General features: G+C 65.3%; 22 protein-coding genes. 9 read left to right on the plus strand and 13 right to left on the minus strand.

Features of this window, described 5'->3' with window-relative positions; genetic code table 11:
- Positions 1-4: 4 nt before the first annotated feature.
- Positions 5-2026 (minus strand): FAD/NAD(P)-binding protein, encoded by a 2022-nt coding sequence (locus NX782_RS05470; protein ID WP_258844400.1) that lies wholly within the window; start codon positions 2024-2026, stop codon positions 5-7.
- 279 nt (positions 2027-2305) lie between these two features.
- On the opposite strand from NX782_RS05470, the gene NX782_RS05475 reads away from it, so the two are divergent.
- Positions 2306-2761 carry a cache domain-containing protein gene (locus NX782_RS05475; protein WP_258844401.1) on the plus strand — a complete coding sequence of 152 codons (456 nt, stop codon included), beginning with the start codon at positions 2306-2308 and terminating at the stop codon, positions 2759-2761.
- Positions 2762-2778: 17 nt separating this feature from the next.
- Here NX782_RS05475 and NX782_RS05480 read toward each other — a convergent pair whose 3' ends face one another.
- On the minus strand, positions 2779-3348 hold the full coding sequence (locus tag NX782_RS05480; RefSeq protein WP_258844402.1) for a DNA-3-methyladenine glycosylase: 570 nt from the start codon (positions 3346-3348) through the stop codon (positions 2779-2781).
- Positions 3349-3525: 177 nt separating this feature from the next.
- Between NX782_RS05480 and NX782_RS05485 the strand changes: the two genes are divergently transcribed.
- The gene (locus NX782_RS05485; protein ID WP_258844403.1) at positions 3526-4395 is read left to right on the plus strand and encodes an HDOD domain-containing protein; all 870 of its coding nucleotides are present in this window, start codon (positions 3526-3528) and stop codon (positions 4393-4395) included.
- Positions 4396-4478: 83 nt separating this feature from the next.
- Positions 4479-5636 (plus strand): tetratricopeptide repeat protein, encoded by a 1158-nt coding sequence (locus NX782_RS05490; protein WP_258844404.1) that lies wholly within the window; start codon positions 4479-4481, stop codon positions 5634-5636.
- 22 nt (positions 5637-5658) lie between these two features.
- Here the strand turns inward: NX782_RS05490 and infA (NX782_RS05495) are convergent, their stop codons facing one another.
- From infA (NX782_RS05495) to NX782_RS05530, 8 genes are all read right to left on the minus strand, one after another.
- Positions 5659-5919, minus strand: a complete 261-nt coding sequence (gene infA, locus NX782_RS05495; protein WP_258844405.1) for a translation initiation factor IF-1 — start codon at positions 5917-5919, stop codon at positions 5659-5661.
- Positions 5920-6115: 196 nt separating this feature from the next.
- Positions 6116-6382, minus strand: coding sequence for a translation initiation factor IF-1 (gene infA, locus NX782_RS05500; protein ID WP_258844406.1), 267 nt, complete (start codon positions 6380-6382; stop codon positions 6116-6118).
- Between the two features lie 318 nt (positions 6383-6700).
- On the minus strand, positions 6701-7240 hold the full coding sequence (locus NX782_RS05505; RefSeq protein WP_258844407.1) for a DNA-deoxyinosine glycosylase: 540 nt from the start codon (positions 7238-7240) through the stop codon (positions 6701-6703).
- A gap of 176 nt (positions 7241-7416) precedes the next feature.
- Positions 7417-8955 (minus strand): efflux transporter outer membrane subunit, encoded by a 1539-nt coding sequence (locus NX782_RS05510; protein WP_370661767.1) that lies wholly within the window; start codon positions 8953-8955, stop codon positions 7417-7419.
- A 113-nt stretch (positions 8956-9068) separates the two neighbouring features.
- Complete coding sequence (locus NX782_RS05515; RefSeq protein ID WP_258844409.1) at positions 9069-12263, minus strand: efflux RND transporter permease subunit; 3195 nt, start codon at positions 12261-12263, stop codon at positions 9069-9071.
- A 15-nt stretch (positions 12264-12278) separates the two neighbouring features.
- A complete protein-coding gene (locus NX782_RS05520; protein WP_258844410.1) occupies positions 12279-13505 on the minus strand; it encodes an efflux RND transporter periplasmic adaptor subunit in 1227 nt (408 codons plus the stop codon).
- Positions 13506-13698: 193 nt separating this feature from the next.
- Positions 13699-14571, minus strand: a complete 873-nt coding sequence (locus NX782_RS05525) for an alpha/beta hydrolase (protein ID WP_258844411.1) — start codon at positions 14569-14571, stop codon at positions 13699-13701.
- Positions 14568-14732, minus strand: a complete 165-nt coding sequence (locus NX782_RS05530) for a hypothetical protein (RefSeq protein ID WP_258844412.1) — start codon at positions 14730-14732, stop codon at positions 14568-14570. The genes NX782_RS05525 and NX782_RS05530 overlap by 4 nt, the downstream gene beginning before the upstream one ends.
- A 121-nt stretch (positions 14733-14853) precedes the next feature.
- Here NX782_RS05530 and NX782_RS05535 point away from each other — a divergent pair, with 121 nt between their 5' ends.
- From NX782_RS05535 to NX782_RS05560, 6 genes are all read left to right on the plus strand, one after another.
- A complete protein-coding gene (locus NX782_RS05535; protein WP_258844413.1) occupies positions 14854-15855 on the plus strand; it encodes a LysR family transcriptional regulator in 1002 nt (333 codons plus the stop codon).
- Positions 15856-15872: 17 nt separating this feature from the next.
- Positions 15873-16301, plus strand: a complete 429-nt coding sequence (locus NX782_RS05540) for an Mpo1 family 2-hydroxy fatty acid dioxygenase (RefSeq protein WP_258844414.1) — start codon at positions 15873-15875, stop codon at positions 16299-16301.
- An 88-nt stretch (positions 16302-16389) separates the two neighbouring features.
- Positions 16390-16836, plus strand: coding sequence for an outer membrane lipoprotein (locus NX782_RS05545; RefSeq protein ID WP_258844415.1), 447 nt, complete (start codon positions 16390-16392; stop codon positions 16834-16836).
- A gap of 56 nt (positions 16837-16892) precedes the next feature.
- Complete coding sequence (locus NX782_RS05550; protein ID WP_258844416.1) at positions 16893-17840, plus strand: DMT family transporter; 948 nt, start codon at positions 16893-16895, stop codon at positions 17838-17840.
- Positions 17837-18328, plus strand: coding sequence for a GNAT family N-acetyltransferase (locus tag NX782_RS05555; RefSeq protein WP_258844417.1), 492 nt, complete (start codon positions 17837-17839; stop codon positions 18326-18328). The genes NX782_RS05550 and NX782_RS05555 overlap by 4 nt, the downstream gene beginning before the upstream one ends.
- A 255-nt stretch (positions 18329-18583) precedes the next feature.
- Positions 18584-18763 carry a hypothetical protein gene (locus NX782_RS05560; protein ID WP_258844418.1) on the plus strand — a complete coding sequence of 60 codons (180 nt, stop codon included), beginning with the start codon at positions 18584-18586 and terminating at the stop codon, positions 18761-18763.
- Here NX782_RS05560 and NX782_RS05565 read toward each other — a convergent pair.
- The 3 genes from NX782_RS05565 to NX782_RS05575 all read right to left on the minus strand — a co-directional run bounded on the left by NX782_RS05565 (position 18755) and on the right by NX782_RS05575 (position 22140).
- A complete protein-coding gene (locus NX782_RS05565) occupies positions 18755-20230 on the minus strand; it encodes an ABC transporter permease/substrate-binding protein (RefSeq protein WP_258844419.1) in 1476 nt (491 codons plus the stop codon). The two genes, NX782_RS05560 and NX782_RS05565, sit on opposite strands and share 9 nt — an antisense overlap.
- A gap of 61 nt (positions 20231-20291) precedes the next feature.
- On the minus strand, positions 20292-21530 hold the full coding sequence (gene hutI / locus NX782_RS05570; protein WP_258844420.1) for an imidazolonepropionase: 1239 nt from the start codon (positions 21528-21530) through the stop codon (positions 20292-20294).
- Complete coding sequence (locus NX782_RS05575) at positions 21523-22140, minus strand: HutD/Ves family protein (RefSeq protein WP_258844421.1); 618 nt, start codon at positions 22138-22140, stop codon at positions 21523-21525. Before NX782_RS05575 ends, hutI begins: the two co-directional genes overlap by 8 nt.
- Positions 22141-22149: the final 9 nt, after the last annotated feature.

The following is a 22149-nucleotide window of genomic DNA, read 5'->3' on the forward strand; positions in this document are numbered from 1 at the left end:
CGACTCAGGCCGCGAGGTCGTTCGCCGGCAAGCGGGCGATGCCCTGCTGCGGCCAGGTGTCGATCGCGCAGGCCGCCACCGGTTCGACGGCACTGAGCGCTTCGACGGCACCGGGCGGCTCATCCACGATCGGCGCCGCATCGCGGTGCGCGTTGCGCCGGGCGATCACGTCCATCATGCGTCCGACGGCGCGGCCGGCATCGACCATGCTGGTCGAATTCGCACCCGGCCGCGGCAGCACGAAGGTGTAGAACTTGCAGCCTTCGACCAGGGTGCCGAGCGCCCACAGCGATTCCTGCACGGCGCCGTCCGCACCCACCACGTTCATGCTGCGGTCGACCGCGATTCCGCCCGGATGGAAGCTGCCGTTCATGAAGGGCTTGACGATGCCGCGCTTGACCATCTTGCGCATCAGCGGCGACTTGTCTTCCAGCGGGCCGGGCAGCGACGCGCGGGCGCGCACCAGCACATTGGCCTGCTCGCTCTCGCCGCTCCAGTGGCTTTGCACCACGAAGCTGGCGGCCTGTTTGTCGTACACCGCGCGCGCACCGGGGCCGAAGTCGGCGCGCACCACGCCGGCGTCGATCAGCGCCAGCCACTGGGCGATACGCTCCTTCGGCGGACCGACCGCGAGCCGGTTCATGATCGGCAGGAATTCGGACAGCACCCAGCGGTGCGACTGCTCGGTCAGGCCGGCAAAGTCGATCGCGCTGCGGATCACGTCGCGCACGTCGCGCAGGACGTCGCAGGCCGACTTCACCGGGCTGTTCAGGTTGCCGAGCAGGGCCTGCTCGAAGTCGCGCCACATGAAGCCGCGCAGCCAGTCGTCGTACTGGCGCCGGCTCTGCAGCGCGCGCGCCGGGATCGGATGGACCATGGCGTCCCAGGACAGCTGGTCGCGGCGCGGCACGTACTTGTCGATCAGGGCCTGACGCGCATCAAAGCTTTCCGCCGCCAGGAACTCGTTGCTGAAGACCAGGGCGGTGAGCCTGTCGTGGCGCTGGTGCAGGTAGGAGAAGTAATACGAGAACTGCATGTCGCACCACAGCAGCGGCATGATCTGCTGCTGGAAATCGAGCTGGCCGCCGGGAGTGGTGGCGCGCAGCTCTTCGACCTTGGCGAGGGTCAGGAACTTCGCCTTGTACTGGCCGAACACGCCCTTCTGGTTGACTGCGCGCGCCGTGAGCGGCAGCCCGGAACGCGCATACAGCAGGATGCGCGGCTCCTTGCCGGAGGGCCGGTAGCGCAGGCGCCCGGCCGGCTCCATCTTGCCGCAGGATTCGAACACGCCGCCGCGCGCGGTGGTCAGCTGGGCCACCAGATCGCAGGTGGTCAGGCCCATGCCTTCGATCGCGACCGTGTCGCGCTCGGTCACGCCCGACACCGCATTGCGGATCGGGTAAGGCTCCAGCACCAGTTGCAGGCGCGGATTGCGTTCGCGCCCGGCGTCCACCTTGCGCGTCAGCTCGCGTTCGGACTCGGTCGGGATCTTGCGCGCGTGGCCGGTTGTCAGGAACACGAAGTCGGCCGGATAGGCCTGGCCGTCATAGGACACCTGCCAGCCGTCGTCCTTGTACTCCAGGTCTTCGACTGTGGAGAAGTTGTGCAGGTAGATCGTCACGTGCGGCGGCGCCAGCTTTTTCACGTACTCGAAGCACCAGCGCAGATAGTCGCCGAACAGGGCGCGCGAGTAGTAGCCGTTGCGGTCGATGTCGACATGGCCGGCCTGCGCGCCGGGCGCACTGCCGCTCTTGCTGCTCAACCAGTCGGCGAACGAAGGTCCATACAACAGCGGGCCGCCGCCGCGCACCGTATCGTCGGAAAACTGGGTCATCTGACACGCCACCGTATTCACCAGCAGGTGCGAACCCTGGTCGGTGGTGTGGCAGCCCGGGCCGAACTCCTTGCCATCGAAGACGTACAGCGCGAGCGGGGTGGCGCTCGCATCATTCCTGGCATAAGCAATGATGCGATCGAACACGGACAGGCCGCGCGGGCCCAATCCGATTATTGCAATCTTATACATGGTTACCTCATGTTCACGTGAGTGGAAGCGCGGGGGAATGCCCGCAAGAGAGAGGCGAAGACTTGTTTCGCACGGAAGTCCTTCCCGCTGGGAAACAAAAAGCATGGTAAGACCACGAAGAAGCCCAAAATTGCGACCACGCAACTTTAGAGGCCGAAAAGCAATACTCACGAATTGTTGCTTGCGCGGTCGCAGACCAGCGCGGCTTTGCGTTCGCACAAGAGCTCACGTCAACACGACGGTACAGTTCCTCTGGTCAATAATTTTTTGGAGGAAACTATGAATCGCTTCCGGCATACCGTCCTGCTGATCGCCGCGGCCAGTGTCTGCAGCTTTGCCTTTGCCAATGAACCCAGCGAGAAAGATGCGATCGCCCTGGTCGAAAAAGGCGCCGCCTTCATGAAGGCGAAGGGCAAGGAAGAAATGATCAAGCAGATCAATGCCAAGGATCCGGAATACGTGCAAGGCCCGCTCTACCTGGTCATGCGCGACAACAAGGGCGTCGTGCTGGCCAATCCGGTCAACCCGGCCATGGTCGGCAAGGATCTGCTGGACGTGCCGGACGTCGACGGCAAGCTGTTCCGCCGCGAGATCCTCGATGTCGCCAAGACCAAGGGCAAGGGCTGGGTCGACTACAAGTTCAAGAACCCGGCCAGCGGCAAGGTCGAGGCCAAGACCTCATATATCTACAAGGTCGGCGACGTCACCCTCGAAGCCGGCATCTACAAGAAGTAAACCCTGGTGCCTGGCGCTCAGCGGAAGGGTTTGCTGACGTAACGCGAACCCTTCAGGCCGAAGCGCCACGGTACGTCGATCGCCTTCGAGATACCGATACGGGGGCCGCTCACCACCTCGATGCCCGCCGGCGCAGCGGCCAGCTCGAACGGCGGCTGCGCCAGCGAAGTGCCGTTCTGCGCCCGCGTCACCCCCAGTGCCTGGGTCAGCTTGCCCGGCCCGGAACACAGCAGCCATTCATCGGTGGTGCCGCGCCGTTCGCGCATCTGCGCCAGCCCGGTCACCGGTTCGAGCGCGCGGATCAGCACCCCGGCGCCATGTCCCTCTTCCCGGCAGACGAAGTTCAGGCACCAGTGGATGCCGTAGGAACGGTAGACATAGGCATGGGCGGGCGGGCCGAACATGGCGAAATTGCGCTCGGTGGGCCCGGAATAACTGTGCGAGGCCGGATCCTCGCCGTCATAGGCTTCGGTTTCGACGATGCGGCCGCCGACGCCGTCGAACAGCACGGTCACGCCGATCAGCTGGCGCGCCACCAGGTGCGAAGGAGCAAGGAAATCGATACCGGCAAGAATGGTAGAAGACATGTAACAATCTTATAACGGTTGCGTCCGGCGAGTCGCACGGACAGCGGTACATGTGACAAGGACAACTGTCCGATTTACTACACAAAATCAATACTTTGGTGCAACTTGGGCTGCACTCGTTTATAGTGACGAGCTTTGCACATCTTTCCGTGCAGCATTGTTTCCCCCTCCCCTGCCATGAGTACTGCATCCGCCCTGGCGCGTCCGAGCGCCGCCGAGGATCCTGTCGACACCCTGATCAAGTCGATCCGCATCCCGCCCCGTCCCAGCCTGCTGGCGGACCTGCAGCGCGAACTGTCGTCGCCCGATCCGAGCCTTGACGCCATCGGCCGCATCGTCGCCAGCGACGTCGGCATGTCGGGCGCGCTGCTGAAACTCGCCAACTCGGTGGTCTACGGTGGACGCCGCAAGGCCAAGTCGATCGAACAGGCGATCCTCTTCCTCGGCATTAACCAGGTGGCATCCCTGATGACCGGCCTGCTGGCGCGCCAGGCGATTCCGGCCAACAGCGCGGCCCTGGCCAGCTTCTGGGACATCTCGACGCGCCGCGCGCAGGCGATGGTCTTCCTGTCGCGCCGCATGCGCATCGGCGAGGCCGACGTGGCCCACACTTTCGGCCTGTTCTGCGACACCGGCGTACCGCTGCTGATGGAGCGCTTCGCCGATTACGCCGCCACCCATGCCGCCGCCTCGCTCGACGCCGAGCGGCCGTTCACGGCGCTGGAAGAAGAACGCCACGCGACCTCGCACGCGGCGATCGGCTGCCTGCTGGCGCGTAACTGGGGCCTGTCCGACCACGTCGCCTGGGCCATCCTGCACCACCACGACTACGCCGTGCTGGACGACGCCAATACCGCGGGGCCGCTGCGCTCGCTGGTGGCGCTGTCGCTGCTGGCCGAAAGCGCGATCTGCAAATACCAGGGCCACGGCGAATCCCTCGAATGGAACAAGGGCGGCGCGCGCGCCTGCGCCTACCTCGGCCTGTCGGACGAAGAAACCGCCGAACTGCTCGACGAACTGCACGAAGCCTTCCACGACGAGGACTGAACCTCCCCGCGAACGTGTCTTTACATCTCCCCCGCACAGGCCGATACTGAAAGAAAAAAGTCGAGCGGCTGACGGAGGAGCAGATGAGACACCTCGTAGCGATCCTGCTGGTACTGCTGGGCGGCTGCGCCGGCACACCGCAACTGCCCGCCACCCCCGACCTGTACAGCGACGCCGCCTTCGGCCCACCATCGAAGCCGGTCGATACCAGCGATGTGTTCACCCTCAGTCCGGCGATGCGCGAATACCTGCACAGCCCGGCCTTCCAGAGCACGCTGCGCACGCGCGGCAAGGAACATGGCCTGCTCGAGGCCCTGTACAACGGCAGCAGGAACGGCCTGAAACTCGACTACGACGCCACCTACACCCGCAACGCCGCCGAGACCTACCGCGACCGTGCCGGCAACTGCATGTCGCTGGTGATCATGACGGCGGCCTTCGCCAAGGAACTCGGCATGACGGTGCGCTACCAGAACGTCCTGCTGGACGAAAGCTGGAGCCGCAGCGGCGACCTGTACCTGCTCAGCGGCCACGTCAACCTGGTGCTGGCGTATCGCCTGCCCGATCTCTTGTCCGGTTCGGATCCGGAACGCGCGCTGGTGGTCGACTTCCTGCCCGACCAGCGCGCCGACAGGCGTTATACGCAGCCGCTGGAAGAAGAAGACATCGTCATGATGTACCAGAACAACCGCGCCGCCGAAGCCCTGGTGCAGGGCAAGCTCGACGATGCCTACTGGTGGGCGCGCGCAGCCACGCGCAGCAATCCGCGCACGGCGCTGGCGTATAACACCTTGGGGGTAATCTATGAACGCCATGGCAATCTGGCCATGGCCGAGCGGGCCTTTCGCACCGCGCTGACGCGCGAACCGGAGAACGCCGCAGCGCTGCGCAATCTCCAGCCGGTCCTGCTGACGCTGGGTAAAACCGAGGAGGCGAAGGAGGTCGCGCAGCGCGTCGCCCGGATCGAGCCGATCCCGCCCTTCCACTACTTCGACAAGGGCGTGACGGCCTACCGTAACGGGGATTATCAGGAAGCGCGCAAGCTGTTCGAGCGCGAAGTGAAGCGCGCGCCCTACTACGACGAATTCCATTTCTGGCTGGCGGCCACCCTGCTGCGCCTCGGCGAGACCGACGAGGCACGCGAGCAGCTGGCGCTGGCTGCCGACACCAGCACGCGCCAGGACACGCGCAGCCTGTATAAAGCCAAGCTGGCCCACCTGCGCCAGCTCGGCATGCGCTGAACGCGCAGCGCTTCAGGCGCTCTTAGTGGCGGCGCGGACGCGGCGCCGGCTTCGGCATGCCGTGCTTGTCCAGGTGGCGGAAAGTGATCCGCCCCTTGTTCAGGTCGTACGGCGACATCTCCAGCGTGACGCGGTCGCCGGCGATGATGCGGATATGGTTCCGCTTCATGCGGCCGGAGGTGTAGGCGACCAGCTGGTGACCGTTCTCGAGGTCCACGCGGAAGCGCATTTCCGGCAGCACTTCGGTAACCTTGCCATGCATTTCAATCAGCTCTTCTTTCATCTCGTGTCCTTTTCATTCATTCGTTAACGCCAATGTCCAAAACCCAGGCAATGCTGACGCAGCGCCTGGGGCGGTTGACAGGGTCGAAGTCGGGAAAAACGGCTCCGGCTGCAGTGTCGAGCCGTGTGGAGATTGGGGGATAGAAGCAATATGGGGACGTTGCGCCAGAAAAAAAGGGCTGGCGCGACGGAGACTGTCAGCGGCGGCCGCGGAAGTTCGAACGGGGCGCAGGTGCGCCGCGCTTTTCGATGTGACGGAAGATGATGCGGCCCTTGCTCAGGTCGTAGGGCGACAGTTCCAGGCTGACCTGGTCGCCGGCCAGGATACGGATGTGGTTCTTCTTCATCTTGCCCGCGGTGTAAGCGATCAGCTTGTGGCCGTTTTCGCAATCCACGCGAAAACGCGAGTCCGGCAGGACCTCGGAAACAATGCCATTCATTTCGATCAGTTCTTCTTTTGCCATCTGCATACTCCAGTTCGGTAGGATGGTGAAAAAAAAGCCCGCTCACTGCGGGCTTCGTTTCAATGTGACGCCAATGCCTTAATCGCCGCTCCAGCCCCTGCTATCTGCAAGGTGCGGAGCCCGGACGCCCAGGCTATCTGCCAGGTGCCTCCATCGTGTAAACCGACCAACGTATGTGGAATGACATCCCCATCCGGCATACTCGCGCGCAGCATTTACACCTGGTGCGTCGCGTGCCTTTGGCGGGGAACGGCAGGACCATCGAGACCTGACCGATCACGCAGTGTAGCACGGTTCTTTTTGCGCTGCACAATTACCTCAGAATAACTGGGCCGTGCTGCCGGTGTCCAAGCTGGCGTCGACCAGCTTGCGCCACACGGCCAGCTTCTGCTCGAAACTCATCGCCATGTGCGCCGGCGAAGATGAAGGCAGCACCACCGTGCGATAACCAGCCTGCGCGAACTGCGGCGCAAACTTGCCGGACGCCTGGCCGTTGAAGCCAACCGTTTCCAGTTCCGGACACAGGTGACGCAGGCGGTCGAAATCGTTGGCGGCCGGCTTGCGGATCGCGGAATCGAGGCTGCCCTCGCGCTCGCAGGCGGCGAGCACGTCCCACAGGCCGAAGCGGTGCGCGAGCAGGCGCGGCAGCCGTTCGTTGTAAGGCATGCCGTAGAGGTCTTCCTCGACCAGCGCGCCGACCAGCTTCCAGAATTGATTCCGTGGGTGCGCATAGTACTGCTGCGCAGCCAGCGATTGCGCACCGGGGAAGCTGCCCAGGATCAGGATGCGTGTATCAGGCGCGATGACTGGCGCGAGGCCGGTGAGAAGAGAAGTCGACTCGGGAGTGGAACTGGGCATGTGCCGATTATAGCCATATCCGATATGTAGCGACGCTCTCGACTTAACGACTTCGGTGCTTCAGCTTGGATTCCCGCCTACGCGGGAATGACGTATCAACGTCAACGAAAAAAACGGCGGCACGCTCGCACATGCCGCCGCAAAGGGCTTACACCGAAACTACCTACTTACCTCATTCACTTGCTCGCCAGCGCCAGCGCCACCGCAGCCGTAGGAGCCGGAGCCGGAGCCGCACCAGGCGCCGCATCCCAACCGCCACCCAGCGCACGAATCAGGGCCACGGTCGTGATCGCACGGTCGCCGCGCAGCTGGACCGCGCTGCGCTCCACCGCCTCCAGGTTGCGCTGCGCGTCCAGCAGCTCCAGGTAGCCGGAGCGGCCGGCATCGTACAGCTTCTGGGCCAGGTCGGCCGAGCGCCGCGCGGCAGCCAGGGCCTGCTCGATCTCCGCCCCCTGCCCCGCCAGCACGCGCAGGCCGGCCAGCTTGTCCTCGACTTCGGCAAACGCCACCAGCACACTCTGGCGGTAGCTGCCCACTGCCTCTTCCAGCGCGGCCTCGCTGCGCACCACGTTGCTGCGATTACGGCCGCCGTCGATCAGCGGCATCGCCAGCGTCGCGCCCAGCAGCCAGGAACGGCTGCTCCACTTGAACACGTCGCCGAAGGTGCCGGCCACGCCGCCGCCGTCGGCACCGATGCTCAATGCCGGGAACATCGCGCTACGGGCCACGCCGATGCGCGCATTGGCCGCTTCCATCGCGCGCTGGGCGCCGGCGATGTCGGGGCGGCGCTCCAGCAGACTCGATGGCAGCCCGGCCGGGATCAGCGGCAGGCTGACAGTGGCTTCCAGCGGATCGCTGACGGTGCCGAAGTTCGAGGCCGGCTGGCCGAGCAGCACCGCCAGCGCATGTTCCGCGGTGGCGCGCTGGCGCTGCAGGCCGATGGCCTCGGCGCGCGCGGTCGACAGTTCCGTTTTCGCCCGCGACAGATCGAACTCGCCGATGTCGCCCAGCTCGAAGCGGCGGCCGGTGACGCGCACGCTCTCCTCGCGCAGACGCACGGTCTGGTTCACGGTCGCGATTTCGGCGTCCAGCGCGCGCAGCCGGAAATAGGTCTGGGCGACGTCGGCCTGCAGCGACAGCAGTACCGAACGGAAGGTCGCCTCGGTAGCAAGCGCATCGCCGCGCGCCGCTGCCACATTGCTCGACACGCGGCCAAACAGATCCAGTTCATAACTGGCGCTCAGGGATGCGCGGTAGCTGGTGGCCGGCGCGATCGCCGTGCCCGGCGCCACGTTGGCTTCCAACGGCGACAGGCGTGCCCGCTGGGCGCCGACACCGACCCCGACCTGCGGGACGCGGTCCGCTTCGGCGATGCCGGCAATGGCCCGCGCCTGCTTCACGCGCGCCGCCGCCACCGACAGGTTCTGGTTGCTGGCCGTGGCCTGGGCAATCAGGCTGTCGAGTCGGGAGTCCTTGAACGCCTTCCACCATTCGCCACGCGGCTGGGCTTCGGCCGGCTGCGCGATCTTCCAGGTACTGCCGTCGGCAGCGCTGCGCACCGCTTCAGGCGATGCAGCGGGGGCCACCAAAGCCTCCTTGAACGCCGCCGGCGTCGCTACCGAAGGCTGGTGGAAGGCAGGCGCCGCGCAGGCGCTCAGCAACAGGGCCGCCAGCACGGTGGCGAAGCGCGGCGCGAACTTCGCCACGGTCTTCACCAGCGGCTGCGCCACCGTGCGGCGCTTCGGCCGCGCCAGCGCTTCATCGAGAGCCCGATCCCAGGCCTGCTCGGCCTGCGGCGTCGGGTGAACCGGATCGATCATCGTTACACTCATTTTCTAGCTCCTTCGAATTCGCCACCGAGGCCCGTGACCGGTACGCCATGGATGACCGGTTTGCCGAGGCGCAGTGCCAGGGACCGCAGCAGGACGTAGAACACCGGCGTCAGGAACAAGCCGAAGAAAGTCACGCCCAGCATGCCGGCAAACACCGCCACACCCATCGCGTGGCGCATCTCGGCGCCGGCGCCGTGCGAGAACACCAGCGGCAGCACGCCCATGATGAAAGCGATCGAGGTCATCAGGATCGGACGCAGACGCAGGCGGCAAGCTTCCAGCGCGGCGGCGACGACGCTGCGGCCATGCTGTTCCAGCTCCACCGCGAACTCCACGATCAGGATCGCGTTCTTCGAGGCCAGGCCGACCAGCACGAACAGGGCGATCTGGGTGAACACGTTGTTGTCGCCGCCGGTCAGCTTCACGCCGGTCAGCGCGCACAGGATCGACATCGGCACGATCAGGATCACGGCCAGCGGCAGCGTCCAGCTTTCGTACTGCGCGGCCAGCACCAGGAACACCAGCAGCACGCACAGCGGGAACACGTAGATCATGGTGTTACCGGCCAGGATGTCCTGGTAGGTCAGATCGGTCCATTCGTAGGCGATCCCCTTCGGCAGCACTTCGCGGGCGATCTCCTCCATCGCGGCCTGGGCCTGGCCCGAAGACACGCCCGGTGCCGGGCCGCCGTTCATCTCGGCGGCGACGTAGTTGTTGTAGCGCTGCACGCGGTCCGGGCCGTAGGTGTCCTTGACCTGCATGATCGAGGACAGCGGAATCATCTCGCCGGTGCCGGAGCGGACCTTCAGCTGGGCGATCTGCTCGCGCTGCGAACGGAACGGCGCGTCGGCCTGCACCCGCACCTGGTAGGTACGGCCGAACTGGTTGAAGTCGTTCACGTACAGCGAGCCGAGGTTGATCTGCAAGGTCTGGTTGATCTCGGCCAGCGACACGCCCAGCTGCTTGGCCTTCACGCGGTCGACGTCGGCGAACAGCTGCGGCACGTTGATCTGGTAGCCCGAGAACACGCCGGCCAGGCGCTTGTCGGTGGCCGCCTTCGCCATGAAGGCCTGCACCGCCTTGTTCAGCTCATCGTAACCGAGGTTGCCGCGGTCTTCGATCATCATCTTGAAGCCGCCCGTGGTGCCCAGGCCGTTCACCGGCGGCGGCGGCAGCACCATCACGAAGGCATCTTCGATGACGCCCATGCGCTTGTTGACCTCCGCGGCGATGGCGTCGGCGCTCTGGGTCTTGCCCTTGCGCTCGTCGAAGGGTTTCAGGGTGACGAACACGATGCCGGCGTTCGGCGCATTGGTGAAGCCGTTGATCGACAGGCCCGGGAAGGCGACCGAGGATTCCACACCCGGGATCTGCCTGGCCACGTCCGACATCTTGCGGATCACCTCATCGGTGCGGTCCAGCGAGGCGGCGTCGGGCAGCTGCGCAAAGCCGATCAGGTAAGCCTTGTCCTGTGCCGGCACGAAGCCCGGCGGCACCGCCTTGAACATGAAGATACCGGCGATCGCGAGCAGCGCATACACACCCAGCGAGGCGCTCTTGCGCTTCAGGACGGCCTTCACGCCGCCTTCATAGGCATGCGAGGAACGGTGGAAGAAGCGGTTGAAGCCTTTGAAGAAGCGGCCGAACACGGCATCCATGCCGCGCGTCAGCACATCCTTCTTGGCGCCATGCGGCTGCAGCAGCACCGCCGACAGGGCCGGGGCCAGGGTCAGCGACAGGAAGGCCGAGATCACGGTCGAAATCGCGATTGTCAGCGCGAACTGGCGGTAGAACTGGCCGGTCAGGCCCGACACGAAGGCGATCGGCACGAACACGGCGCACAGCACCAGGGCGATCGCGATGATCGGACCGGACACCTCTTTCATGGCCTGCACGGTGGCGTCGTGCGGGCTCAGGCCGTTCTCGATATTGCGCTCGACGTTTTCCACCACCACGATGGCATCGTCGACCACGATACCGATCGCCAGCACCAGGCCGAACAGCGAGAGCGTATTGATCGAGAAGCCGAAGGCCAGCATCACGGCAAAGGTACCGACCACCGACACCGGCACCGCCAGCAGCGGAATGACGGAGGCGCGCCAGGTCTGCAGGAACACGATCACGACCAGCGCCACCAGCACCACCGCTTCGATCAGGGTGTGGACCACGGAGTCGATCGATTCGCGCACGAACTGGGTCGGGTCGTACACGATGCTGTAGCTCATCCCCTGCGGGAAGTCCTTCGACAGCTCTTCCATCTTGTTGCGCACATCTAGCGACAGCTGCAGCGCGTTGGCGGTCGGCGACTGGAAGATCGGGATCGCCACGGCAGACTTATTGTCGAGCAGCGAACGCAGGGCATACGAGTTCGAGCCCATCTCCAGGCGCGCCACATCTTTCAGCAAGGTGGTGGCGCCATCCGGGCTGGTCTTCACGACGATGTTGCCGAACTCCTCTTCCGACTGCAGGCGGCCCTGGGTATTCACGGTCAGCTGGAAGTCGGCGCCCTTGGTCGGACCCTGGCCGACCACGCCGGCCGCGACCTGCACGTTCTGCTCGCGGATCGCGTTCACGATGTCGCTCGCGGTCAGGTTGCGCGCGGCGACCTTCTGCGGATCGAGCCAGACGCGCATCGCGTAGTCGCCCGAACCGAACAGCTGGACGTCGCCCATGCCGGTGATGCGCGCCAGCTGGTCCTTGACGTTCAGGGTCGCGTAGTTGCGCAGGTACAGGTCGTCATAGCGGCCGTCCGGCGAATTCAGGTGCACCACCATCGTGATGTTGGGCGAGCTCTTGACCGTGGTGACACCGATCTGGCGCACCTCTTCCGGCAGGCGCGGCAGCGCGCGCTGGACGCGGTTCTGCACGGCCGTCTCGGCCTGCTCGACGTTGGTGCCGATCTTGAAGGTCACGGTCAGCTGCAGCGCGCCATCCGAGGTGTTCTGCGAGGTCATGTAGAGCATGTCCTCGACGCCGTTGATCTCCTGTTCGATCGGGGTGGCGACGGTTTCCGCGATCACCTTCGGGTTCGCGCCAGGATACTGGGCGCGCACCACCACGGACGGCGGCACCACTTCCGGGTACTCGGAAATCGGCAGCTGGAAGATCGAGATGAGGCCGGCCACGAAGACGATGACCGACAACACCGCCGCGAAGATCGGCTTGTCGACAAAAAAGCGTGAGATGTTCATGTGATTGGTTCCTTCTTATTTTGCGTCTGCCATGGCCAGCTGCCCGTCCTTCGCAGCCTTGCCGGCGCCGTTGGCCCCACCGAGGTTCGCCACCATCGGCACGGTCTGCGCGGTGATCGGCGAACCCGGACGCACGCGCTGCAGGCCATTGACGACGATCTTTTCGCCCGGCTTCAGGCCGTTCTTCACCACGCGCAGGCCGTCCACCACCGGACCCAGCTTCACTTCGCGGTATTCGGCCTTGCCATCCTTGCCGACCACGAACACGAACTTGTGGCTCTGGTCGGTGCCGACCGCGCGGTCGCTGATCAGCAGCGCCGGCTTCTCGACGCCGCCGCCGATCTGCACGCGGGCGAACAGGCCCGGCGCCATCACGTCATCCTTGTTGGCGAAGGTGGCGCGCATGCGCACGCTGCCGGCGCGGGTGTCGAGCTGGTTGTCGACGAATTCCAGCTTGCCCTCGTGCGGGAAGCCCTCCTCGTTGGCCAGGCCGACCTTCACCATGACCGGCTGGCCGCTGTGGGCTTGCGAGCGCACGCGCAGATAGGTTTCTTCGTCGCCGTCGAAGCTGGCGTAGATGCGGTCCGTCGAGACCACGGAAGTCAGCAGGCTGGAAGCGTCGACCAGGTTGCCCAGCGTGATCTCGGCTTTCGAGACGCGGCCGTCGATCGGCGAGACGACGCGGGTATAGGCCAGGTTCAGCTTCGCGGTTTCGTACTGGGCCTGGGCGGCGCGTGCGTTCGCTTCCAGTTCCTTCTGCGCGGAGGCGCTGGCATCGTATTCGCGCTGGGCGATGGCCTTGTCGCCCAGCAGGCGCTCGGCGCGGCCCAGTTCCAGCTTCGCCAGCTCGGCTTTCGCACGGGCGGCCTTGGCGGCAGCGTCGGCGCGTTCGGCCTCGGCCTGGAAGGGGCGCGGATCGATCACGAACAGCACATCGCCCTTCCTGACCGTGGCGCCGGGCTTGAAGTTGACGGCGGTGATGAAGCCGGATACGCGCGGGCGGATCTCGACATGTTCGACGGCTTCCAGACGACCCGAGAATTCCTGGGTGTCGGCAATCGGCTTCTCGACCACGACGGCGGCCGACACCGGCGGCCCGGCCTGCGCCTGGGTCTGGGTCTGGGCTTCGGCGGCCTTGCCGGTGGCATCCGAACAGCCGGCGATGGCGAGCGCGACGCCGGCAGCACCGAGCGCCAGCACAAGCGGTCGCACGGCAGTACGTAATTGATGAATGGATTTCATGGATGAGCCCTCCGATCTTGAAAACTTATTAATAATTAGGCGAAAGCGGTCTCTTCCGGTCATGCATGCGGGATGCAGACGGAAACACAGGAAAAAACGGGGCCTGCGTGTCCGAAAACGGACACGTTGTTCTGGTTTCAGGTACTTCTAAGCGCTACCGGCCAGACGTTCCAGCCGGATGATCCGTGACGGATCAGCTGCCGGGCGGGGCGTTGTCGGATTCGAGCCCAGCGATGAAATTGGCAATTTCGTGCAAGGCATGCCCGGTACAGGCACATTCGTTACGGGCGTTCGGTTCCTCGATGCGCGCGGGTGCCATCCGCCGCACCGTGGTCTTCACCCCCGCGTTGATCAGCTTCGCGCCGTAGGCTTCGGCCTCGTCGCGCAGCGGGTCGTCGTCGGCCGACAAAATCAATGCCGGCGGCAGGTTCTTCAATCGGCTCGACTGCAGCGGCGAGGCATATGGGTGGCTACGATCGGCGGCGTGCGGCAGATAGCCGCGGTAGGCGGCCGCGCATTCGTCGAACACCCTGGCCTTGTCCGGGCAGGTCGGCATTTCGCGCATCGAGCAGCTCGACAGGCCGGTGTCGAGCATCGGCATGATCAGGATCTGGCCGGTCAATGCCGGGCCGCTGCGGTCGCGCGACATCATCGCCGCCACCGCCGCCAGGTTGCCGCCAGCCTCGATGCCAGCCACGATCAGGCGCTTGCCGGTCCAGCCGAGCTTGGTCTTGTTCTTCTTGGCCCAGTTGACCACCGCGTGCGCATCCTCGGCCGCCGCCGGGAAGGGTTTGACAGGGGCCAGTGTGTAGGTCGAAGACAGCACCACCGGGTAGCCGCTCGCGTCGGCGAGGCGGCGCAGGAAGCTGTCGGACTCGTCGAGGTCGCCCTCGTCGAAGCCGCCGCCGTGGAAGAACACGATCAGGATGTCGCGCTTGCCGTCCACGGCCGCGCGATACAGGCGACCCGCCAGCGGGCCTTCGAAGCCGCCGACCTCGATATCCTTCACCACCAGCTCGTGCTGGTCTTCCGCTACCTGCTCATTGTTCAGAACAGCGGCATTCATTGCTGCGCTCCTTTGCTGGCCATCGCGTGCAACAGGGCCGAGTAGCCGACGGCTTCGCTGGCGGCGGCATTGGCGTAGACGCCGGTGCCGAGCACGCCGGCCATCAACGTTACACTCAGTGCGAACGCCAGGCTGGCAAAGATTTCATCGATTCGTTTCATGACCTGTTCCCCTTCTCGGATGGCACTTTTATCAGTGACCGTGCCGACACTATAGACATGAACTAGAATCTGATAAATACCGCAATCGCGAATCCATTATTCAGATCCCTGAACAATCCAAATGAACAATAAGCTGCAAGCCATGGAAGTCTTTGTGCAAGTGGTCGACGCCGGCAGCTTCACGCGCGCGGCCGAAACCCTGCAGATGCCGAAGGCCACGGTATCGACCCTGGTGCAGTCGCTGGAGACGGCGCTGTCGACCAAGCTGCTGCACCGGACCACGCGCCTGGTGACGGTCACCACCGACGGCGCCGCCTATTACGAACGCTGCGTGCGTATCCTGTCGGACGTGCGCGACGCCGAGGAATCGCTGTCGCGCACGCGCCTGTCGCCGAGCGGACGCCTGCGCGTGGACATGCCGACCGGCCTGGCCAGCGAAGTGTTGATCCCGGCGCTGCCCGACTTCTTCGAGCGCTATCCGGACATCATGATGGAACTGGGTAGCACCGACCGTCCGGTCGACCTGGTCGAGGAAGGCGTCGACTGCGCGATCCGCGGCGGCGACCTGGTGGACGGCAACCTGATCGCGCGCCGGGTCGGCGTGGTCAACTTCCTGACCGCGGCGTCGCCCGCCTACCTCGACAAGTACGGCGTGCCCAAGCACCCGCGCGATCTCGAACGCCACCGCTGCGTGAACTATTTTTCGGCCAAGACCGGCAAGATCTACGACTGGGATTTCCGCCGCGGCGAGGAGCGCATCGACATCGCCATGCGCGGCGTGATCGCGCTGAACGATTCGAACGCCTACGTGCACGCGGGCCTGGCCGGCCTGGGTGTGATCCAGATGACCGACTACCTGCTGACCGAGCACGTGGCGGCCGGCCGCATGGTGCAGCTGCTGCCCGACTGGACCAGCGATCCGCTGCCGGTGCACGTGGTGTATCCGCAGAACCGGCACCTGTCGGCCAAGGTGCGCGTGTTCGTCGAATGGGTGTCCGAGGTCTTCGCGAAACACCCTTACATGCATGTGCGCGCGACGCCACCGGTGCTGGCCAATGCGCTGCCGCTGGCGGCAATGGAAACCATCACGGCAGCCGCGGCGGCTGCTACCATGTCACCATAAGACCAAGGAGACCAGAGATGCGCACCATCGACACCCTGCTGGAACAGTACAGCGAAAGCCATCGCAACCCGACCAATGAGCTGATCCATTTCGTGTGCGTGCCGGTGATCGTGTTCACGCTGCTGGGCATCCTGTGGAGCATCCATCCCGCCATCGCCGTCGTCGCCTGCCTGGCGGCGCTGGTCTATTACTTCAAGCTGTCGCGCCCTTTCGCCTTCGGCATGCTCCTGATGAGCGCCCTGATGCTGGCGATATTGGCCCTGATGCCACCGATGACGGTGCTGCCGCTGTCGATCGCGATCTTCGTGGTGGCCTGGATCGGCCAGTTCATCGGCCACAAGATCGAAGGCAAGAAGCCGTCTTTCTTCGACGACCTGCGCTTCCTGCTGATCGGCCCGCTGTTCGTGCTGGGCTTCCTGTACCGCCGCTTCCACCTGGCTTATTGAGCGGTCCGCCCAGCTTTTCATGAAAAGAGTAGGCTAAACAGGTCGCTGCAAGTGCAGCGTCGCCTGCCTACCGCATGAGGAGCCCACCATGAGAACAGTCGCCGCCCTGGCCCTTGCCGGCATCCTGGCCGGCTGTGCCACCCCGCCCGAATCGGGCAGCGTGTACAACAGCTACCAGACCATGAACGAACAGGTGGTGCGCATGGGCACCGTGGAGTCCGTACGCAATGTCACCATCGCCAGCCCGGAATCCGGCGTCGGCACCATGTCCGGCGCGGCGCTGGGCGGGCTGGCCGGCTCCGAGGCCGGCGGCGGCAAGGGTGCCATCGCCACCGGTCTGATCGGCGCCGTGGCCGGCGGCCTGATCGGCCAACGCGTCGAGCGCAATGCCAGCAACCGCGCCGGCTTCGAAATCACCGTGAAACTCGACAGCGGCGAACTGCGCGCCGTCACCCAGCCGGCCGACGAGATGTTCCGCCCCGGCGAGCGCGTGCGCCTGCTGAGCAACGGCTACAACACGCGCGTGACGCACTGACGACAGTTTCAGTGCTGCTGCACCAATGAACCCCGGAAAGCACGTATACTTTCCGGATGCCATCCTACGTCCTCTTCACCATCGCGTCCCTGATCTGGGGTTCCACTTTCTGGGCCATCACCCTGCAGCTCGGCGAGATTCCGCCCGCCGTCTCGGTGGTCTACCGCTTCGCGCTGGCCTCCGGCGCGCTGTTCATCTGGTGCCTGGCGCGCGGCGACAAACTGCGCCTGCCCTGGCGCGTACAGAAGTGGACTTTGCTGCAAGGTTTCTTCACGTTCGGCCTCTCCTACGTGTGTACCTACAACTCCGAACAATACGTGGTCTCGGCCCTGGTGGCCGTGCTGTTCGCGCTGATGGTGTTCTGGACCCCGCTGCTGTCGCGCCTCGTGTTCGGCACGCCGATCCCGCGCAAGACCTGGACCGCCGGCGTCGGTGCGATCGCCGGCGTGGTGCTGCTGTTCTGGCATTCGATCCAGGGTGCGCTGCACGACATTTCGCAGGGTGGCCAGGGTCACTTCCTGCTGGGCCTGGTGTTCGGCATCGGCGCCTCGATCGCCAGCGCGGCCGGCAGCATCGTGGTCGGCAAGGTGCGCGAACAATCGACCAACCTCATCTTGACCACCGGCTGGTCGATGTTCTGGGGCACCTGCATGGTCGCGCTGTGGTGCGTGGCCAGCGGCCAGCAGTTCATCCTGCCGCATACGACCCCTTATGTATTGGGCCTGCTGCACCTGGCCATCTTCGGCTCGGTCGTCGCCTTCATCTGCTATTTCACGCTGATCAACCGCATCGGCTCGGCCAAGGCCGTCTACATCGGCGTCATCACGCCGGTGCTGTCGGTGCTCATGTCGATCAAGCTCGAACACTACCGCCCCGGCCTGATCGAATGGCTGGGGATGGCCGTCTGCCTGGGCAGCGTCGCCTGGGCCATGTACACGCCTAAACGCAAGGCACCCACCATCAACCTGACCGATGCGCTCGACGCACCTCTCGAAACACCATGACCACTGAACAGACTTTCACCATCCGCCCCGCCACCCCGGCCGACGTCACGCACATCATGTCGATGATCGTCGAGCTTGCCGTGTTCGAGAAGCTCGAACACATGGTGGTGGCGACGGAAGACCTGCTGCACGAAGGCCTGTTCGGCGCCAAGCCGTCCTGCGAGGCGATCATCGGCGAGGCCGATGGCGAAGTGGTGACCTTCGCCCTGTTCTTCCATAACTTCTCGACCTTCCTGACCAAGAAGGGCCTGTACTTGGAAGACCTGTACGTGCGCCAGGTTCACCGCGGCAAGGGCTACGGCAGCCGCATGCTCAAGCACCTGGCGCGCATCGCCGTCGAGCGCCAGTGCGGCCGCTTCGAGTGGTCGGTGCTGGATTGGAATATGCCAGCGATCAATTTCTACAAGTCCATGGGTGCCGAGATCCTGCCGGATTGGCGTATCTGCCGCGTGACCGGCGCGCCGCTGACGGCGCTGGCTGGTTCGTAAAAGAAAAAACCCACGGGGCCAGTGGCGCCGTGGGTGAACCCAATGAGATGGGAGGGGAGACTTGAATCCAACGGTTTCAATATACGTCTCCACCCGCCGATCAGGGTTGTCCTTTACAAATGCTTACCTCGGCTTAACTTAGGCTTAAGAGCACCCTTCCAGCGGTTGACAGCGCACTGTCGCGCCCGATTGAGTGATCACAAATGCAATAAACCGGCGTGCCAGACAATGTGGCCTCAAGACGAGGACACGGACATGAAACAGCTTTTCCAACCGATCATGAGGATGGTCTACCGGGCCTGGCTGCGCTCGCGGCTCGACAACTACACGCGCAGCCTGCACAACATCGCGGCGCAGCGCGAGAACGATTTCCACGCCGAGCGCATCCTGCACCGCGCGATTTCCGCTACCCGTTCCAAACTGCAGTCACTGTAAGCGGCGACGGGCTATTACACGTTCCGCTAACTCGAAACCAGCCTGCGTCAGCAAAGCCAGCAACGCCGCGGGAATCGCACCCGCCAGCAGCATGTCGTTGTCGTTCAAGGCCAGCCCGGTGGTGATGCGTTCGCCGAAGCCGCCGGCGCCGATGAAGGCGGCGATGGTCGCCGTCCCCACGCTCATCACGGCAGCGGTTTTTACGCCGGCCAGGATCACCGGCGCCGCCAGCGGCAGCTCGACCTTCAGCAGCGCCTGGCGCCGCGTCAAGCCCAGCGCCAGCGCGGCATTGCGCAAGCCGACGGGCACCTGCAGCAGGCCGGTACAGGTATTGCGCACGATGGGCAGCAAGGCATAGGCGCACAGCGCCACCAGCGCCGGCACCATGCCGATGCGGCCCAGCAGCGGGATCAGGATCGCCAGCAGCGCCAGCGACGGCACGGTCTGCAGCATGCCGGCCACGGCCAGCACCGGCTGGCGCAGGCGCGGCGCCAGGGCAGCCAGAACGCCCAGCGGCACCCCGGCCACGCAGCCGAGCAGCACCGCGGTCAAGACCAGCAGCAGGTGCTGGCGCGCCAGTTGTGCAAACCCGTTGCCGAAGGTTTTCTGTAGCAGCCCGTCGCGCTGCATGCCGGGCTGCGCGCTGCCCCCTGCGAGCCAGTCATGCGCGATCCGGGTGAATGGCTGGCCCTCCAGCTCCGCCTGCGCATTCATCGCAATCATCGCATCGGTCGTGATGCGCCCCTCCAGCCCCTGCAGCGCGCGCCAGGCCCGCGGCGAGCGCTGCGGCAGGTCGAGCCGGTACAGCAGCACGGCGTCGTAGCGCGGGAAGTAGCGGCGGTCGTCGTCCAGCACGCGCAGACCATACTGGCGAATCTTCGCATCGGTCGAATAGATGTCGATGACGTCGACCTGCTTCTGCTGCAAGGCTTCATAGGCGATGCCGTGATCGATGCCGCGCGGCGTCTGCGGCAAGCCATAGCGCGCGGCCAGGCCCGGCCAGCCGTCGCCGCGGCCGATGAATTCGTGGGACAGTCCCAGCGTCAAGCCGGGCTGCCGCGCCAGCTCGGACAGGGTCTTGAAACCGGCATCGCCGCGCGTGGCCAGTGCGTAGCCGTTCGAAAAGCCCAGCGGCACGCCGACGCCCAGGCCGAGCGGCCGCAGTTGTTCCCGCATCGCCTCCAGCGAGGTCGGCTGCGTATTCTTGAGGATCTCGAGGTCGATGGTGCCCAGGTATTCCGGGTACACGTCGATCGCGCCGGAACGCAGCGCACTCAGCACGATGGCGGTATTGCCCAGGCCCTGGCGATGCTCGCTTCTAGCCACCGGGGCGGCCGTCTGCGTGAGGATCTCGCCGAGGATATAGGATTCGGTGAAGCGCTTGGAGCCGACTTTCAATACCTCGTCCGCGCGTGCGCTGCCCGCAACGCAACAGAAGAACCACACCAGCAAGGCAAACCTGCGCATACGCCTCCACGTCGTGATGCCGGCGGATGAGTCCATCCGGCCACGAGCATGATAGCCGGGATTAAACGGTCAGGCTGACACGCGGCGCACGTGGCACGCCACCGTTGACCACCAGCCGGCAAGGATTGGCCCCGATCGCATACGCCAGGTCGGCCGGACGCGCGATGTCCCACAGCGCCAGGTCGGCGCGCTTGCCCGGCTCGATGCTGCCGATATCGGCGCGGCCCAGCGCGCGCGCCGCATTGACGGTGACGCCGCGCAGCGCTTCCAGCGGCGTCATGCGCCACAGGGTGCAGGCCATGTTCAGTGCCAGCAGCAGCGATGTCATCGGCGAGGTGCCGGGGTTGCAGTCGGTGGCCAGCGCCAGCGGCACCCCAAGCTCGCGCAGCAGCGCTAAAGGCGGCGGCGTCGTCTCGCGCAGGAAGTAGTAGGCGCCAGGCAGCAGCACCGCCACCGTGCCGGCGCGCGCCATCGCCGCCGCGCCTTCCCGCGACAGGTATTCCAGGTGGTCGGCCGACAGCCCGCCGTAGTCGGCCACCAGCGCCGCCCCGCCCTGGTCGGACAGCTGCTCGGCATGCAGCTTGACCGGCAGTCCAAACTGGCGCGCCGCTTCGAACACCATCGCCGTCTGCGCATGCGTAAAACCGATGCGCTCGCAAAAGGCGTCGACGGCATCGACCAATCCCTCTTGTGCCAGCGCCGGCAGCATGCGCTCGCAGAGTTCGACGATGTACTCGTCGGCGCGGCCGGCGAATTCCGGCGGCAGCGCATGCGCACCGAGGAAGGTGGTCGCCACGTTCACCGGGAAGACCATGCCCACGCGCCGCGCCACGCGCAGCATCTTCGCTTCGGCGGCCAGGTCCAGGCCGTAGCCGGACTTGATCTCCAGCGTGGTCACGCCCTCGGCCAGCAGGGCCGCGATGCGCGGGCTGCTCTGGCGCAGCAGTTCCTCTTCGCTGGCGGCGCGGGTCGCGCGCACGGTCGACATGATGCCGCCGCCCTGGCGCGCGATGTCCTCGTAGCTGGCGCCGTTCAGGCGCGCTTCCCATTCGTCGCTGCGGTTGCCGGCATGGACGATGTGGGTGTGGCAGTCGACCAGGCCGGGCGTGAGCCACAGGCCGCCGCAATCGTGCTCGCGCACCGCCGCCGGCGCCTCCTGGCGGGGCCCGGCCCAGACGATGCGGCCGTCGCGCACTGCCACCGCGCCATCGTCGACGATGCCGTAGCCTTCATCGCCGACGCCATCGGCCATGGTCGCCAGGCGGGCGTTGGTGAATAGAACGTCGGCATGCTCACTCATAGAGGCCGTCATCCTCTTCGAGGTCTTCCTCGCTGTCGTAGTAATGGATGTCGGCGATGAAGATCGTGCCCTGCCCCGCCTGCAGCGTCCAGGTCGTGCCCTGGTCGAGCAGCACGGCGTCGAAGCGGACCATGCTGATGCGCTGCGCGTCGTTGCAGATTTCGAGCGCATCGCCTTCGGCCAGGAACAGTACCGTCACCGGCGCCCGCGCGACGAAGCGCGATTCGCCGCTCAGCACACGGCGGCCGAACTGGTGGTAGCAGCGGTCCGTACGCGTCATCACGTTGAAGTCGGTGCTGGGGCCGCGATTGAGCTTGGCCACCACGCGCGATTCGCCGTCGAAGACCGCGACCGGATCGGCCTTCGACAGCAGCGTGGCCTCACCGTCGATCTCGAGCGTCATGCCGTGGCCGTCGACCAGCGCCAGCGTGCGCTCGACGCCCGGGAATTCGGAGAAGGCGCCGTCCTCGGCGATGGTCGCCAGGCTGATGCGCCAGTCGAAGTCTTCGAAGCCGGCGTCCGGCGGGAACACGGCGATCTGCGTGGTGCTGCCGCCGCCGTTCTTCCAGGGCACCGGACTCAGGCCGGCATAGGGGATGAGCATCGTCATGGGCTACTC

The sequence above is a fragment of the Massilia norwichensis genome, from assembly GCF_024753245.1.
Lineage (GTDB): Bacteria > Pseudomonadota > Gammaproteobacteria > Burkholderiales > Burkholderiaceae_D > Telluria > Telluria norwichensis.

Bases quoted from the DNA above. Each gene is read 5' to 3' on its own strand.
- NX782_RS05470 (WP_258844400.1), bottom strand. From the start codon at position 2,026: ATGTATAAGATTGCAATAATCGGATTGGGCCCGCGCGGCCTGTCCGTG.
- NX782_RS05475 (WP_258844401.1), top strand. From the start codon at position 2,306: ATGAATCGCTTCCGGCATACCGTCCTGCTGATCGCCGCGGCCAGTGTC.
- NX782_RS05480 (WP_258844402.1), bottom strand. From the start codon at position 3,348: ATGTCTTCTACCATTCTTGCCGGTATCGATTTCCTTGCTCCTTCGCAC.
- NX782_RS05485 (WP_258844403.1), top strand. From the start codon at position 3,526: ATGAGTACTGCATCCGCCCTGGCGCGTCCGAGCGCCGCCGAGGATCCT.
- NX782_RS05490 (WP_258844404.1), top strand. From the start codon at position 4,479: ATGAGACACCTCGTAGCGATCCTGCTGGTACTGCTGGGCGGCTGCGCC.
- infA (WP_258844405.1), bottom strand. From the start codon at position 5,919: ATGAAAGAAGAGCTGATTGAAATGCATGGCAAGGTTACCGAAGTGCTG.
- infA (WP_258844406.1), bottom strand. From the start codon at position 6,382: ATGGCAAAAGAAGAACTGATCGAAATGAATGGCATTGTTTCCGAGGTC.
- NX782_RS05505 (WP_258844407.1), bottom strand. From the start codon at position 7,240: ATGCCCAGTTCCACTCCCGAGTCGACTTCTCTTCTCACCGGCCTCGCG.
- NX782_RS05515 (WP_258844409.1), bottom strand. From the start codon at position 12,263: ATGAACATCTCACGCTTTTTTGTCGACAAGCCGATCTTCGCGGCGGTG.
- NX782_RS05520 (WP_258844410.1), bottom strand. From the start codon at position 13,505: ATGAAATCCATTCATCAATTACGTACTGCCGTGCGACCGCTTGTGCTG.
- NX782_RS05525 (WP_258844411.1), bottom strand. From the start codon at position 14,571: ATGAATGCCGCTGTTCTGAACAATGAGCAGGTAGCGGAAGACCAGCAC.
- NX782_RS05530 (WP_258844412.1), bottom strand. From the start codon at position 14,732: ATGAAACGAATCGATGAAATCTTTGCCAGCCTGGCGTTCGCACTGAGT.
- NX782_RS05535 (WP_258844413.1), top strand. From the start codon at position 14,854: ATGAACAATAAGCTGCAAGCCATGGAAGTCTTTGTGCAAGTGGTCGAC.
- NX782_RS05540 (WP_258844414.1), top strand. From the start codon at position 15,873: ATGCGCACCATCGACACCCTGCTGGAACAGTACAGCGAAAGCCATCGC.
- NX782_RS05545 (WP_258844415.1), top strand. From the start codon at position 16,390: ATGAGAACAGTCGCCGCCCTGGCCCTTGCCGGCATCCTGGCCGGCTGT.
- NX782_RS05550 (WP_258844416.1), top strand. From the start codon at position 16,893: ATGCCATCCTACGTCCTCTTCACCATCGCGTCCCTGATCTGGGGTTCC.
- NX782_RS05555 (WP_258844417.1), top strand. From the start codon at position 17,837: ATGACCACTGAACAGACTTTCACCATCCGCCCCGCCACCCCGGCCGAC.
- NX782_RS05560 (WP_258844418.1), top strand. From the start codon at position 18,584: ATGAAACAGCTTTTCCAACCGATCATGAGGATGGTCTACCGGGCCTGG.
- NX782_RS05565 (WP_258844419.1), bottom strand. From the start codon at position 20,230: ATGCGCAGGTTTGCCTTGCTGGTGTGGTTCTTCTGTTGCGTTGCGGGC.
- hutI (WP_258844420.1), bottom strand. From the start codon at position 21,530: ATGAGTGAGCATGCCGACGTTCTATTCACCAACGCCCGCCTGGCGACC.
- NX782_RS05575 (WP_258844421.1), bottom strand. From the start codon at position 22,140: ATGACGATGCTCATCCCCTATGCCGGCCTGAGTCCGGTGCCCTGGAAG.